The sequence below is a fragment of the Pseudomonas sp. TWI929 genome (assembly GCF_039673335.1).
GTDB lineage: Bacteria > Pseudomonadota > Gammaproteobacteria > Pseudomonadales > Pseudomonadaceae > Aquipseudomonas.
This window is the reverse complement of the sequence record NZ_JBDJLK010000010.1, coordinates 43622-58147: the sequence shown is the minus strand read 5'-3', so window position 1 is coordinate 58147 and position 14526 is coordinate 43622. Positions and strand designations below refer to the sequence as shown.

Below are 14526 nucleotides of genomic sequence, written 5' to 3'. Positions count from 1 at the left end.
ATGAGTGAACAGAACCTGATCGAAGTGCGCGACCTGGCGGTGGAGTTTGTCACCGGCGACCAGGTCAACCGGGTGGTGGACGGCATCAGCTTCGATATCCGCAAAGGCGAGACACTGGCCCTGGTCGGCGAGAGTGGCTCGGGCAAATCGGTGACCGCGCACTCGATCCTGCGCCTGCTGCCCTACCCCCTGGCCCGCCACCCCAGCGGTAGCATCCGCCATGAGGGCAAGGACCTTCTACAGCAGAACGAGAAAACCCTGCAACGCATTCGCGGCAACCGCATTGCGATGATCTTCCAGGAGCCGATGACCTCGCTGAACCCGCTGCATTGCATCGAGAAGCAGATCAACGAAATCCTCCTGCTGCACAAGGGCCTGACCGGCAAGGAAGCGACTGCGCGCACCCTGGAGCTGCTGGAAATGGTCGGCATCCCCGAACCGCGCAAGCGCCTCAAGGCCCTGCCTCACGAGTTGTCTGGCGGCCAGCGCCAGCGGGTGATGATTGCCATGGCCCTGGCCAACGAGCCGGAGCTGCTGATTGCCGATGAGCCGACCACGGCGCTGGACGTGACCGTGCAGTTGAAGATTCTCGACCTGCTCAAGGAGCTGCAGGCGCGTTTGGGTATGTCCCTGTTGCTGATCAGCCATGACCTCAACCTCGTGCGGCGCATCGCCCACCGCGTGTGCGTGATGCAGCGCGGGCAGATTGTCGAGCAGGCTGACTGCGCCACGTTGTTCAGTGCGCCGCAGCACCACTACACGCAAATGCTGATCAATGCCGAGCCCAGCGGGCTGCCGGCGCACAACCCGGTAGGTGCACCACTGCTGGAAGTGGACGACCTCAAGGTGTGGTTCCCGATCAAGAAAGGCTTGCTACGGCGCACGGTTGACCATGTGAAGGCGGTGGACGGGGTCAACTTCAGCTTGCCGCAGGGGCAGACACTGGGAATTGTTGGCGAGTCAGGGTCGGGCAAGTCGACTTTGGGGCTGGCGATCTTGCGGCTTATCTCCAGCCGGGGCGGCATTCGCTTTCATGGGCAGAACCTCGAAGAGCTGAACCAGAAAGCCGTGCGACCGCTGCGGCGCGAGATGCAGGTGGTGTTCCAGGACCCGTTTGGCAGCCTGAGCCCACGCATGTGTGTGGCGGATATTGTCGGTGAAGGGTTACGCATTCACGGCATTGGCAACGCGCAGGAACAGGAAGCGGCAATTGTCGCGGCGCTGGAGGAAGTGGGGCTGGACCCACGCACGCGGCATCGCTACCCGCATGAGTTTTCCGGTGGGCAGCGCCAGCGTATCGCGATTGCCCGGGCGCTGGTGCTGAAGCCGGCGTTGATTCTGCTGGATGAGCCTACCTCAGCGCTGGACCGCACGGTGCAGCGGCAGGTGGTGGAGTTGCTGCGTAATTTGCAGCAGAAGTACAACCTGACGTATCTGTTCATCAGCCATGACCTGGCCGTGGTCAAGGCGCTGAGCCACCAGTTGATGGTGATCAAGCATGGGCATGTGGTGGAGCAAGGGGATGCGCAGGCGATCTTCCATGCGCCGCAGCATCCGTATACCCGGCAGTTGCTGGAGGCGGCGTTTTTGGAGGTGGAGGCCGGTTCGTCTGAAGCCTTGCATCGCCCTTAAGATCGAGCGCCGCCCCCGCACACCCATCCCCTCTATGCGCAGCGATGCCCACCGAACCTCGGACTTTGCACTGAGGCTTGAGTGATGTGTTGTCTGGGCTGGCCTCTTCGCGGGTAAACCCGCTCCTACAGGGGGTGCGCTATCCATGTAGGAGCGGGTTTACCCGCGAAGAGGCCCGCCCAGGCCGTCGAGAATTTTCAGGGGGATGAAACAATGACCACAGAAGACACCCATTTCACCGTTGGCAAGACCACCTTCTGCCAAGGCGAAAACGGCACCCACCCCACTGTTCCGCATCGAGCCAGGCATTCCCTGCCGCGACGCCCGCGAGCAATCGTCGGAGTTGATGGGCTACGTACGTGAACTGACCATCACCGGCCTGATGGATGAAAAACCGATGATGATCTGGGCTGCTCATTACTTGAGCGCGATGGCCAAGGCGCTGATGGATGACGCCGAACTTGGCATGATGCGCCTGATACGCTCCTACACCGGTTGCGCACTCCCGTGAGACCGGCGCCAGCTGGGCGCTGGTGGAACAACGGGTCGCCAAGTTGCATCATCAATTTTTTTGACAACAATCGTCTTTCATCATCAGTCAGATCGGGCATAAATTCTCCTCCGTCCACTCCAGCAGCAACGGTAGAGCCTCATGTCCAGCCCACAGCACCAGCCCGCCTCCCCTGCCCTGGCCACGCTGATCCAGCGTTCCGGCCTGCCCAGCCCTGCGCTCAGCGAAGCCCAGGCCCATGCCGTGCTGCAAACGCACTACGGCCTTGCCGGCAACCTGACGGCAATGGGCAGCCAGCAAGACCTGAACTTCCGCGTGGACACCGCTCAAGGCAGCTTCGTGCTCAAGGCCTGCCACGGCAGCTACGCCCAACTGGAGCTGGAAGCTCAGCACGCCGCCCTGGCCTACCTGCGCGAACAGGGCTTGCCAGTGCCCGCCGTGCGCCCGGCCAGCAACGGCCAGGCGCTGCTGGAACTGGACATTGACGGGCAACCACTGCGCCTGCGCCTGCTCGACTACATCGAAGGCCAGCCGCTGACCCGCCTCAAGCACATGGAACCACGCCTGATGGCTGAACTGGGCGGGCTCTGTGCGAAGCTGGACAAAGCCCTGGTAGGCTTCGACCACCCCGGCCTTGCACGCACCCTGCAATGGGACCCGCAACATGCCCAGGCACTGATCGAGCATCTGCTCCCGGTGCTGCAGGACAGCAGCCAACGCGCCCGTATCGAACAAGCCACCCGCCAGGCCAGTGCGCACCTGCTGCCGCTGGTTGATCAACTGCCAAGCCAGGCCGTGCACCTGGACATCACCGACGACAACACCGTGTGGGCCCGTGATGACGAGCGCCAGTGGCAACTGCAAGGGGTGATCGATTTCGGCGACCTGCTGCGCACCTGGCGCATCGCCGACCTGTCGGTGACCTGCGCAGCGCTGCTGCACCACGCTGAAGGTGACCCGTTGCGGATCCTGCCGGCGATCAGTGCCTACCAGGTGCTCAACCCACTGACCGAAGCCGAATTGCGCGCCCTGTGGCCGCTGGTACTCAACCGCGCTGCAGTGCTGGTGCTAAGCAGCGCGCAGCAGCTTGCCGTGGACCCGGGCAACCAGTACACCCGCGACAACGTCGCCCATGAGTGGGAAATCTTCGACACCGCCACCGCCGTGCCTTTCGCCCTGATGGAAGCGGCCATCCTGCAGGCTGCTGGCTTGCAACCCGCCACGCCGGGCCTGAGCGACTGTGCCCTACTGCTTCCCGAGCTGGATGGGCAGACCGTAACCCGAGTCGACCTGGGCGTGCTCAGCGTGCATTGTGAAGCGGGCAACTGGGAGCAACCCGGCTTCGACCAACACCTGCTGACCTTGCAACCCGCCCCGGCCTGCAGCCTGCACGGGCAGTATCGCCTGTCGCAAACCCACATCGACCGCCCCGAAGAGCCGGCCACCTGCGCCCTCGGCGTTGAGCTACATGTGCCCAATGGCAGCCTGGTACAAGCGCCAGCAGCTGGCACCTGGCAGCGCCATGGCGATGGCCGTGGCTGCCTGCGCACCGCAGACTGGGCCTTGTGGCTGCTGGGTCTGGAAGACACCCCGGCAGATGGCCATGCCGTGGAACAAGGCCAGCCACTGGGCAGTTGCTGTGGCTTCCTCAGCGTGCAGCTGTGCCTGGACAACGGCCTGCAGCCACCGTTCTTCGCTACCCCGTCCCAGGCCGATGCCTGGCTGGCGCTTTGCCCGTCACCGGCCGCCCTGCTGGGCTTCGATTGCGATGCCCAGCCGCTGCCCGACCCACAGGCCCTGCTGGCCCGCCGCGACGCCAGCTTCGCCCGCTCGCAGAAGCACTACTACGCACAGCCGCCGCATATCGAACGCGGCTGGCGCAACTACCTGATCGACATGCAGGGCCGCTCTTACCTCGACATGCTCAACAACGTCGCGGTGCTGGGCCACGGCCACCCACGCATGGTTGCCGAATCGGCGCGGCAGTGGTCGCTGCTGAACACCAACTCGCGCTTCCACTATGCGGCGATCACCGAGTTTTCCGAGCGCCTGCTGGACCTTGCCCCCGAAGGCTTCGACCGGGTGTTCATGGTCAACAGCGGCACCGAGGCCAACGACCTGGCCATTCGCCTGGCCTGGGCCTACAGCGGCGGGCGCGACCTGCTCAGCGTGCTGGAGGCTTACCACGGCTGGTCGGTGGCCACCGACGCCATTTCCACCTCGATCGCCGACAACCCGCAAGCGTTGGAAACCCGACCGGACTGGGTGCACCCAGTCGAGGCGCCGAACACCTTCCGCGGCCGCTTCCGCGGGGCCGACAGCGCCGCCGACTACCTGCGCGATGTCGACACCAAGCTGGCCGACCTCGACGCCCGCGGCCGCCAGCTGGCCGGCATCATCTGCGAACCGGTGTACGGCAATGCCGGTGGCATCTCGCTGCCAGCGGGTTACCTGCGCGAAGCCTATGCCAAGGTCCGCGCCCGTGGCGGTGTGTGCATTGCCGACGAAGTGCAGGTCGGCTATGGCCGCCTGGGCGAATACTTCTGGGGCTTCGAGGAGCAGGGCGTGGTGCCCGACATCATCACCATGGCCAAGGGCATGGGCAACGGCCAGCCGCTGGGTGTGGTCATCACCCGCCGCGAAATCGCCGAGGCGCTGGAGGCCGAGGGCTACTTCTTCTCTTCCGCCGGAGGCAGCCCGGTCAGCTGCCGCATCGGCATGGCGGTGCTCGACGTAATGCAGGAAGAAGGCCTGTGGGACAACGCCCGCGACACCGGGCGCTACTTCAAGGCGCGCCTGCAGGCACTGGTCGACAAGCACCCGCTGGCTGGCGCGGCGCATGGGTCGGGTTTCTACCTGGGGTTGGAGCTGGTGCGTGACCGCGAAACGCTGGAACCGGCTACCGAGGAGACCATGCTGCTGTGTGATCGCCTGCGTGAGCTGGGCATCTTCATGCAACCGACCGGCGACTACCTGAACATCCTCAAGATCAAGCCGCCGATGTGTACCACCCGGGCTAGCGTTGATTACTTTGTCGACTGTATCGACCGGGTGCTTGGCGAAGGGTTGTAGGGATTTAGGTGGGGCTGGAGGCGTTGGCCTTTGGATGTTCAGCGCCTGTGAGACCCGCTCCCACAGGCACTGCACTGGCTTGGAGTTGACGCAGTACCTGTGGGAGCGGCTTTAGCCGCGAATACCGGCGAAGCCGGTGCCATGCACCGCGCAGGCTTCTTCGCGGGTAAACCCGCTCCCACAGGTGCCATAAAAACTTCGCCCCATCTATTACTATTCGCTCAAGACACCCCACATCAGGTTCACCAAACATGGCCTTCTCCAGCGACTCCCTGGCAATTTTCCTCGCAGTGCTGGACGCCGGTTCATTCTCCGCCGCCGCCCGCAAGCTGGGGCGCGTGCCTTCAGCCGTAAGCATGGCGATCGCCCAGCTGGAAGCCGAGCTGGACCTGCCGCTGTTCGACCGGGCCACGCGCAAGGCCCTGCCCACCAGCGCCGCTCTGGCCTTGGAGCCCCAGGCCAGGCAGGTGATCTGCCAGCTCAACCTGCTCGACGCCCAAGCCCTGCAGCTGCACAAGGGCCTGGAAAAGCGCCTGACCATCGCCATGGCACCCGAGCTGCAAACCGGCCGCTGGAGCCAGCCGCTGGAAACCCTCGCCCAGGAATTCCCCAGCCTGGAAATCGAAGTACGCTCCGCCACCCAGACCGAAGCCATTCGCCTGCTGCATGACGGCAGCGTGCAATTGGCGCTGGTGTTCGAGCGGCCCGGCATCGACGAGCGCGAGTCGTTCCTTGAAGCCGGCAGCCAGTTGCTGGTGGCCGTTGCCTCACCGCGCCATCCTGCTGGGCAGAACAACGGCACGCCCCTGCCTGAAGAAGCCTTCGCCGAGCAACGGCAGATCATCGTGGCCTCGGGCAAGGCTACCGGGTCGGACCCGCGCATGGTGCTGTCGCGGCGCATCTGGCTAACCGACAGCTACCTGGCCACGCTCGACCTGGTGCAGTCCGGGCTGGGCTGGGCCTACCTGCCGCAGCCGTTGGTTGAACCGCTGATTGCTTCGGGCGCACTGGCCGAGGTGCGCTTCGACAACATGGCCAGCCGCCTGCGCTTGTGGGTAGACATCATCTGGATCAAATCCCGCCCGTTGGGCCTGGGTGCCAGGCGTTACCTGGACGTCATGCGCCAATGCTTTGAAACAGAATCCCCGAGGTCCTGAGCGATACACGGCTACGCTTCGAGCATGCCAATGGTTACCCGGTAAGGACACTGACATGACCATCACTCGACGCGACTTCCTCAATGGCGTAGCCCTCACCATCGGTGCCGGGCTCACCCCACTGCAAATACTCCAGGCCGCGCCGTCCGGCCGCTACTACCCGCCCGCACTCACCGGCCTGCGCGGCAGCCACCCAGGCGCGTTCGAGGTGGCGCACCAGATGGGTTGGGAGAAGAAGGTATTCGACACCAGCAACCTGAAGGTAGAAGAGCAATACGACCTGGTGGTGGTCGGCGCCGGCATCAGTGGCCTGTCCGCCGCCTGGTTCTACCGCCAGCAGCACCCGCACGCCCGCGTGCTGATCATCGAAAACCACGATGACTTCGGCGGCCACGCCAAGCGCAACGAGTTCCAGGCCGGAGGGCAGATGATCCTCGGCTACGGCGGCAGCGAGGCGTTCCAGTCGCCCAAGCACCTTTACAGCGACACGGTGAACGGCCTGCTCAAGCAACTGAACGTGGATGTGGACCGTTTCCAGACCGCCTTCGACCGCAACTTCTACCCCGACCTTGGCCTGTCGCGCGGGGTGTTCTTCGACCAGGCCGGCTTCGGCGAAGCGAAGCTGGTCAGTGGCGACCCGACGCCCATGGTCGCCGACGATATCGCCCCAGACAAGCTAAACGCCCGCAGCTGGCGCGCATTCATTGGCGACTTCCCGCTGCCAGAGGCCGATCGCCAGGCATTGATCGACCTGCACGAGGCACCCCGCGACTACCTGGCGGGCAAAAGCCTTGAGCAGAAAGAGGCCTATCTGGCCAAGACCAGCTACCAGGACTTTTTGCGCAAGGACGTCGGCCTCAGCGAAGCCGCTACGCGCTACTTCCTCAGCCGTACCAACGATTTCTCCGCGCTGAGCATCGACGCCGTGGCCGCCGACGATGCCTATGGCGTGGGCTTCCCCGGTTTTGCCGCGATGGGCCTCGCGCCTGTCAGCGACGAAATAAAAGCGGAAATGGAAGAGCCCTACATCTACCACTTCCCCGACGGCAACGCCTCGCTGGCGCGGCTGCTGGTGCGCAGCCTGATCCCCGCTGTAGCACCCGGCAACAACATGGACGACATCGTCCTGGCGCCCTTCGACTACGCCAGGCTGGACCTCGCGCAAGGCCCGGTGCGCCTGCGCCTGAACAGCACCGCCGTCAGCGTGAACAATCGTGACGGTGGCGTCGATATCGACTATAGCCGGGCCGGCCAACTGCACCGGGTACACGGCAAGCACTGCGTACTGGCCTGCTACAACATGATGATCCCCTATCTGCTGCGCGACCTATCCGCCGAGCAAGCCCACGCCTTGTCACAGAACGTGAAGTTCCCGCTGGTGTACACCAAAGTGCTGATTCGCAACTGGCACAGTTTCATCAAGCTGGGCGTGCACGAAATCTACGCCCCCAACCAGCCCTACAGCCGCGTCAAGCTGGATTACCCGGTGGACATTGGCGGTTACCGCCATCCACGCGACCCCAACCAGCCTATCGGCCTGCACATGGTCTACGTACCGACCACGCCCAACGCCGGCCTGGATGCCCGCAGCCAGGCCCGGGTCGGCCGCAGCAAGCTGTACGCCATGACGTTCGAGCAGATGGAGGGCATGGTGCGTGATCAACTGCAGGCAATGCTTGGGCCAGCGGGCTTCGACTACCACAAGGATGTGCAGGCCATCACCATCAACCGTTGGCCGCATGGTTACGCGTACTATGCCAACAGCCTGTTCGACGATCTGGATGAGAGTGAAAAGCTGATGAGGCTGGCCCGTGAGAAGGTCGGCAATGTTGCCATCGCCAACTCCGATGCTGCCTGGGAGGCCTACGCGCATGCAGCAATTGATGAGGCATCGCGTGCGGTGAACGAGCTGCTCTCTTAGAGCCAGGCAGGGGCCGCTCCCACAAAAAATCGCGATCTCCTGTGGGGCAATCGGCTTGCTGAAAACCAAAGATCACCCACTCGCTCGGGATGATAGCGGATCAAGCGAAAGGCGCCACCAACCTGTACCCCACCCCCGCCTCGGTGATGATGAACCGCGGTGCCGTGGGGTCATCGCCCAGCTTCTGCCGCAGGTGCCCGACCACGATCCGCAGGTAATGGGTGTCCTCCACATGGCTAGGCCCCCAGATATCCTTGAGCAACTGCTGCTGGGTAATCACCCGCCCCGGGTGCCCGGCCAACAGCGCCAGCAGCGCATACTCCTTGCGGGTCAACGCCACCTCTACCCCATGCAGAGTCACCCGGCGAAAGGCAAAGTCCACCGTCAGCGGCCCAAAGCTGGCCGCCACTTCCGAGCCACCGGCCTGCGGCACCTGGCGCAACAGGGCCCGCACCCGAGCGAGAAACTCCTGAATGCCAAACGGCTTGGTCACATAGTCATTCGCCCCGCCATCCAGCGCATCGACCTTCTGCACTTCACTGGCGCGCACCGACAGCACCATTACCGGCACCGCGCTCCATTCGCGCAGTTCCCGCAGCACCTGCTGGCCATCCATGTCCGGCAGCCCCAGGTCGAGCACCACCAGGTCCGGCTTGCCCAGCGCCGCCTGGGCCAGCCCCTCGGCGCCGGTGGCAGCCTCCAGCACCTTGTAGCCTTGCGAGGCCAGGCTGATGCGCAGGAACTTGCGGATCTGCGGTTCATCGTCGATGACCAACAGGGTAGCGGACTGGCTCATGGGGTTTCGCTTTCGGCTTCAGGTTGAGGGGGCAGCGGCAAGCATAGAGTGATGCCAGTGCCCTGGCCATCGATGCCTTCGCCCACCAGGATCTGCCCGCCATGGGCGCCGATCATGCCTTGGCAGATGGCCAGGCCCAGGCCAGTACCCTGCCCACCGCGATCGCCACGGGCGGCGGTGTAGAACATGTCGAAGATCTTCTCGCGGTCGGCCACGGGAATACCGGGGCCCTGATCGCTGACGGTAAAGCGCAATTGCTCATCCTGCACCGCCACTTGCAGCGCCAGCCGACCATTGGCCGGCGAGAAGCGTGCGGCGTTCTCCAGCACATTTACCAGTGCCTGCTCGATCAGCGCTGCATGCACGTACAACAACGGCAACTCGGCCGGCACGTCGGTGTGCACGCGCAGCGGCGCCAGCACCACGCGCAGGCGGTTGAGCGCACTGCCGACAATGTCTGCCGGGGCCACCCAGTCGCGGGCCAGCTTGAGGCCGCCATGGCCCAGGCGGGTCATGTCCAGCAGGTTCTGGATATAACGGTCGAGGCGTTCGGCCTCGTTGCGGGTGCCCTCCAGCAGCTCGCGGCGGTCTTCAGCCGGGATCGCTTCACCCAGCGCCAGCAGGCTGTCGATGCTGCCACGCATGGCGGTCAATGGCGTGCGCAAGTCATGGGAAACAGAGGCCAGCAAGGCACTGCGCAGTTGCTCTGTTTCACCGTGCAGGCGTGCAGCCTCCAGTTGTTCTGCCAGGCGGGCGCGGGCCAAGGCCTGGGCCAGTGGCTGGCCAAGGGCAACGAGCAGGCGCCGACTCGAGTCACTGAGCGGCTGGCCGGAGCGCGGCCGCACACCCAGCAGCGCCAGCGGTTGCTCGTCCACCGCCAACGGCCACCACCACCAGCGGCCATCGGGCAGGGTGTCGCTGCCGTGGCCGGCCGCCTGGCCGTGCTGCCAAGCCCAATCGGCGGCGGCCCGTTCGGTATCGCTGAAGGCGTGGGCTTCGCCACTGGCCACTTGCAACTGGCCTTCGGCGTTGCGCTGCAGCAGGCAAACCTGCATGCCCTGCCAACCCCCCAGGTGTTGGCCAGCGGCGTTGAACACCGCCTGGCGGTCGGTGGCCACCGTCAGCCGGCGCGACAGGTCGAGCAACTGGCTGGTCTGCGCCTGGGTTTCGCGCAACGCCTGCAACTGGCGGCGCTGGCGGGCGGCCAGGTTACCGGTGAGCGCTGCCATCAACAGGAAGAACACCAAGGTCAGCACATCTTCTTCGCGCTGGATGCTGAACGAGAAGTTGGGCGGAATGAACAAAAAGTCGTAGGTCAGGAACGACAGCGCGGCGCAGGCCAGTGCAGGCCCCAGGCTGCTGCGTACGGCCACCAGCAACACTGCGGCCAGGAACACCAGCGAAATATTGGGCAGCGCCAACACGCTCGACACCACCCAGGCCAGGCCTGCGGCCATCACTGTAGCCAACAGCGCCAGCACGTAATGGCGCCAGACCCACACCCGCCGCACCGCCGAACGCGGCGCTGGCGGCTGCGCGTCGCGGTCCAGCACGTTGATTTCCAGGCCATGGCTGTCACGCAGCAACCGCGCGGCCACACCGGCACCGAACAGGCGCCGCCGCAGGCGGTCGCGGGACTGCCCGACCAGCACCAGGCTGGCGCGCCGCTCGGCAGCATGCTGAATCAGTGTGCGCGCCACTTCGCCAGCACGCAGCAACACCACCTCCCCGCCCAAGCGCTCGGCCAGTTGCTGCGCGGCCTGCAGGCGATGTCGGGCGGTTTCGTCGCGCAGGCGGCCGTTGTCTACGTGCACCAGGCTCCACGGCAGGTGGCGGCGCTGGGCCACCCGGCTGGCATGGCGTACCAGGCGTTCGGCCTGGTCGTCGCCATCCACGCCCACCAACAGCCGACCGCGCAAGGCTGGGGCCTCCTGACCGCGCTGGCGATAGCCGTTGGCCAGGTCGGCATCGACCTGGGCGGCAGCAGTCTGCATGGCCAGTTCGCGCAGGGCGGAAAGGTTGGTTTGCGAGAAGAACGCATCGATGGCCGCCCGCGCCTGCTCGGGCACGTACACCTTGCCTTCACGCAGGCGCTCGAGCAGTTCGCGCGGTGGCAGGTCGATCAGCACCAGCTCGAAGGCTTCCTGCAGCACCCAGTCCGGCAGGGTTTCGCGCACTTGCACGCCGGTAATATCGCGAACCTTGTCGTTGAGGCTTTCCAGGTGCTGGACGTTGACCGTGGTGTACACGTCGATGCCAGCGGCCAACAGTTCCTGTACGTCTTGCCAGCGCTTGGCGTGGCGGCTGCCGGGGGCGTTGGTGTGGGCCAGTTCATCGACCAGCAGCAAGGTTGGCGCGGCCTTGAGCAGGCCATCGAGGTCCATTTCCTCAAGGGTGACACCGCGGTACTGGCTGCGCAGCATGGGCTGCTGCTGAAGGCCCGCGAGCAGGGCCTCGGTTTCGGCGCGGCCGTGGGTTTCGACCACCCCGGCCAGCACCTGCACGCCCTGGCGTTGCTGGGCGTGGGCGGCCTGGAGCATGGCGAAGGTCTTGCCGACACCGGGGGCGGCGCCAAGGAACACCTTCAGCCGGCCCCGGCCGGCTCGCGGGAGGGTAGCCAACAGCGCGTCTGCGCGGGTGGAGTCACTCATTTTTCATCCTTTGCAATTTCCAGCAATCAGCCGACTCCGGGACAAACACCGTACCTGTAGGAGCGGGTTTACCCGCGAACACCGGCGAAGCCGGTGCCATACACCGAGTCGCCTTCTTCGCGGGTGAACCCGCTCCCACAGGGCCCCTGCTAGCTCTTCAATTCACCTAACAATGGCGAGTTTTTCCAAGGCCTGGTTCAACGCCAGCACATTGACCACTGGCGGGCCAATCAATGGGTGGAGGGTGGCCTCTTCCTGCAAGGCTTGCAAGCGCTCTACCGGCAACTGCCGCGCCGCCGCCACCCGAGGAATCTGGTAGGCCACGGCTTCCGGCGGCAAGTGCGGGTCGACGCCGCTGCCAGAGGTGGTCAGCAACGCCTGCGGCACTGGCCCCTGCTGCGCCTGGTACAGCGCCGCCGCATCACCCTTGACCCGCTCGGCCAGCGTCGGGTTGCTCGGCGACAGGTTGCTGGCGCTGCTGGCCACGGTAGCGTAGGCACCTGCCGAGGGCCGCGAATGGAACCAGCTATCGCCCTGAAAGTCCTGGGCGATCAGGGCCGAACCGCGCACCTGGCCCTGGTCATCGCGCACCAGGCTACCGTTGGCCTGGTCAGGGAAAGCAACCTGGGCAATGCCAGTCACCGCCAGCGGGTACAACGCGCCGGTAATCAAGGTCATCAGCAAAGCCAGGCTCAATGCCGGGCGTACATAAGCATTCATGGTGGCCTCCTCAGACCAGGTGCAGAGCATTGAGCAGCAGATCGATCAGCTTGATCCCGGCAAACGGCACGACAATGCCGCCCAGCCCGTAGATCAGCAGGTTGCGCCGCAACAGGTGCGCGGCACTCGCCGCCTGCACCCGCACACCTCGCAATGCCAGCGGAATCAGCACGATGATGATCAACGCGTTGAATACGATGGCCGAGAGAATCGCACTCTGTGGGCTGGCCAGGTGCATCAGGTTGAGCACGCCCAGCTGCGGGTAGATGGCGGCGAACAGCGCCGGCAGGATGGCAAAGTACTTGGCCACGTCGTTGGCAATGGAGAAGGTGGTCAGCGCGCCGCGAGTCACCAGCAGCTCCTTGCCGACCTGTACCACGTCCAGCAGCTTGGTCGGGTCGCTGTCCAGGTCGACCATATTGGCCGCCTCGCGCGCCGCCTGGGTACCGTCGTTCATGGCCATGCCCACGTCAGCCTGGGCCAGTGCCGGGGCGTCGTTGGCGCCGTCGCCGCACATCGCCACCAAGCGGCCGTCGTTCTGCTCCTGGCGTATGCGCGCCAGCTTCTTCTCCGGCGTGGCCTCGGCCAGCACATCATCCACCCCAGCCTCCGCAGCGATGGCGGCAGCCGTCAGCGGGTTGTCGCCGGTCACCATCACCGTACGGATGCCCAGCTTGCGCAATTCGGCGAAACGTTCGCGAATGCCAGGCTTGACCACGTCCTTGAGGTGAATCACGCCGAGCAGGCGCTTGTCGAGGCACACCAGCAGCGGTGTGCCGCCGCTCTGGGCAATGCGCTCCACTTCACGGGCCAGCGCCGGCGGCATTTCCAGGCGTTGCATGCCGACGAATGCCAACACCGCGTCGACGGCACCCTTACGGTAGCGGCGCTGCTGGAAGTCGATGCCCGACAGCCGTGTTTCGGCACTGAAGGCCACGGCTTCGTACTGCCCGGCCGGCGGCTCGACAAAGTCATGCAACTGGCGCAGGTACTCGACAATCGACTTGCCTTCGGCGGTGTCGTCGGCCAGCGAGGCGAGCAAGGCGCCCTCCCCCAGTTCACGGGCGGTAATGCCCGGTGCAGCATGCAGCGCGCTGCAACGGCGGTTGCCGAAGGTAATGGTGCCGGTCTTGTCGAGCATCAGCGTGTGCACGTCACCGGCAGCCTCCACTGCACGGCCCGAGCGGGCGATCACGTTCAGCCGCACCAGCCGGTCCATGCCGGCGATGCCGATGGCCGACAGCAGGCCGCCGATGGTGGTGGGGATCAGCGTCACCAGCAATGCGGCGAGGAAGATCAGCGGCAAGCTGCCACCGGCAAAGTGGGCGAACGGCTGCAAGGTCACCACCACGATCAGGAAGATCAGGGTCAGGCCGATCAGCAGGATGTCGAGGGCGATCTCGTTAGGGGTTTTCTGCCGCTTGGCGCCTTCGACCAAGGCAATCATGCGGTCCAGGGTCGACTCACCCGGGTTGCTGGTGATGCGGATCAGCAGCCAGTCGGAGACCAACCGGGTGTTGCCGGTCACTGCCGAGCGGTCGCCGCCGGATTCGCGGATCACCGGCGCGGACTCACCCGTGATGGCGGCCTCGTTGACCGCCGCGATACCTTCAAGTACTTCGCCGTCACCGGGGATCATTTCACCCGCCACCACGCGCACCACGTCGTCCTTGCGCAGCGCGCTGGCGGCGACAGTCTCGTAGCTGCCATCGCGCTGGCGACGCTGGGCGGTCAGGCCTTGGCTACCGGCCTTGAGGCTGTCGGCACGCGCCTTGCCGCGGCCCTCGGCGAGGGCTTCGGCGAAGTTGGCGAACAGCACGGTAAACCACAGCCACAGGGCGATCTGCACGGCAACGCCGGTGCTCACGCCACTGCCGGGGGCAAAGCACAGCACAGTGGTCAGCACTGCGGTCAGGGCAACCACCAGCATTACCGGCGAGCGCTTGAGCTGGCGCGGGTCGAGCTTGACGAATGCCTGCACCAGTGCCGGCCGCCACAGCGCGGCGAGCCGGGTCTGGTCCTTGGCACTGTGTCGGGCTTGTACTTCAGGAATGGGCATGTTCATG

General features: G+C 65.1%; 8 protein-coding genes and 1 pseudogene. 5 read left to right on the top strand and 4 right to left on the bottom strand.

Translation table 11 applies throughout. The features are described 5' to 3' along the window. From ABE456_RS07135 to ABE456_RS07115, 5 genes and pseudogenes are all read left to right on the top strand, one after another. Complete coding sequence (locus ABE456_RS07135; protein WP_346643295.1) at positions 1–1632, top strand: ABC transporter ATP-binding protein; 1632 nt, start codon at positions 1–3, stop codon at positions 1630–1632. A gap of 213 nt (positions 1633–1845) precedes the next feature. After that, a pseudogene (locus ABE456_RS07130) lies at positions 1846–2143 on the top strand (DUF3077 domain-containing protein). A gap of 141 nt (positions 2144–2284) precedes the next feature. Beyond that, positions 2285–5215 carry an aminotransferase gene (locus ABE456_RS07125; RefSeq protein WP_346643294.1) on the top strand — a complete coding sequence of 977 codons (2931 nt, stop codon included), beginning with the start codon at positions 2285–2287 and terminating at the stop codon, positions 5213–5215. A 251-nt stretch (positions 5216–5466) separates the two neighbouring features. Next, entirely contained in the window at positions 5467–6372 is a 906-nt protein-coding gene (locus ABE456_RS07120; protein ID WP_346643293.1) for a LysR family transcriptional regulator, read from the top strand. 55 nt (positions 6373–6427) lie between these two features. Next, positions 6428–8293, top strand: a complete 1866-nt coding sequence (locus ABE456_RS07115; RefSeq protein WP_346643292.1) for an FAD-dependent oxidoreductase — start codon at positions 6428–6430, stop codon at positions 8291–8293. A gap of 100 nt (positions 8294–8393) precedes the next feature. Here ABE456_RS07115 and ABE456_RS07110 read toward each other — a convergent pair whose 3' ends face one another. From ABE456_RS07110 to kdpB, 4 genes are all read right to left on the bottom strand, one after another. Then, on the bottom strand, positions 8394–9089 hold the full coding sequence (locus ABE456_RS07110; protein ID WP_346643291.1) for a response regulator: 696 nt from the start codon (positions 9087–9089) through the stop codon (positions 8394–8396). Beyond that, entirely contained in the window at positions 9086–11740 is a 2655-nt protein-coding gene (locus ABE456_RS07105) for a sensor histidine kinase KdpD (protein WP_346643290.1), read from the bottom strand. The genes ABE456_RS07110 and ABE456_RS07105 overlap by 4 nt, the downstream gene beginning before the upstream one ends. Positions 11741–11902: 162 nt before the next feature. Continuing rightward, complete coding sequence (gene kdpC, locus ABE456_RS07100; protein WP_346643289.1) at positions 11903–12460, bottom strand: potassium-transporting ATPase subunit KdpC; 558 nt, start codon at positions 12458–12460, stop codon at positions 11903–11905. A gap of 10 nt (positions 12461–12470) precedes the next feature. After that, positions 12471–14525 (bottom strand): potassium-transporting ATPase subunit KdpB, encoded by a 2055-nt coding sequence (gene kdpB / locus ABE456_RS07095; protein WP_346643288.1) that lies wholly within the window; start codon positions 14523–14525, stop codon positions 12471–12473. Between the last annotated feature and the right edge of the window lies 1 nt (position 14526).

What these genes read in the sequence shown, in the direction of transcription:
- ABE456_RS07135 (WP_346643295.1), top strand. Translation starts at nt 1, where the DNA reads ATGAGTGAACAGAACCTGATCGAAGTGCGCGACCTGGCGGTGGAGTTT.
- ABE456_RS07125 (WP_346643294.1), top strand. Translation starts at nt 2,285, where the DNA reads ATGTCCAGCCCACAGCACCAGCCCGCCTCCCCTGCCCTGGCCACGCTG.
- ABE456_RS07120 (WP_346643293.1), top strand. Translation starts at nt 5,467, where the DNA reads ATGGCCTTCTCCAGCGACTCCCTGGCAATTTTCCTCGCAGTGCTGGAC.
- ABE456_RS07115 (WP_346643292.1), top strand. Translation starts at nt 6,428, where the DNA reads ATGACCATCACTCGACGCGACTTCCTCAATGGCGTAGCCCTCACCATC.
- ABE456_RS07110 (WP_346643291.1), bottom strand. Translation starts at nt 9,089, where the DNA reads ATGAGCCAGTCCGCTACCCTGTTGGTCATCGACGATGAACCGCAGATC.
- ABE456_RS07105 (WP_346643290.1), bottom strand. Translation starts at nt 11,740, where the DNA reads ATGAGTGACTCCACCCGCGCAGACGCGCTGTTGGCTACCCTCCCGCGA.
- kdpC (WP_346643289.1), bottom strand. Translation starts at nt 12,460, where the DNA reads ATGAATGCTTATGTACGCCCGGCATTGAGCCTGGCTTTGCTGATGACC.
- kdpB (WP_346643288.1), bottom strand. Translation starts at nt 14,525, where the DNA reads ATGAACATGCCCATTCCTGAAGTACAAGCCCGACACAGTGCCAAGGAC.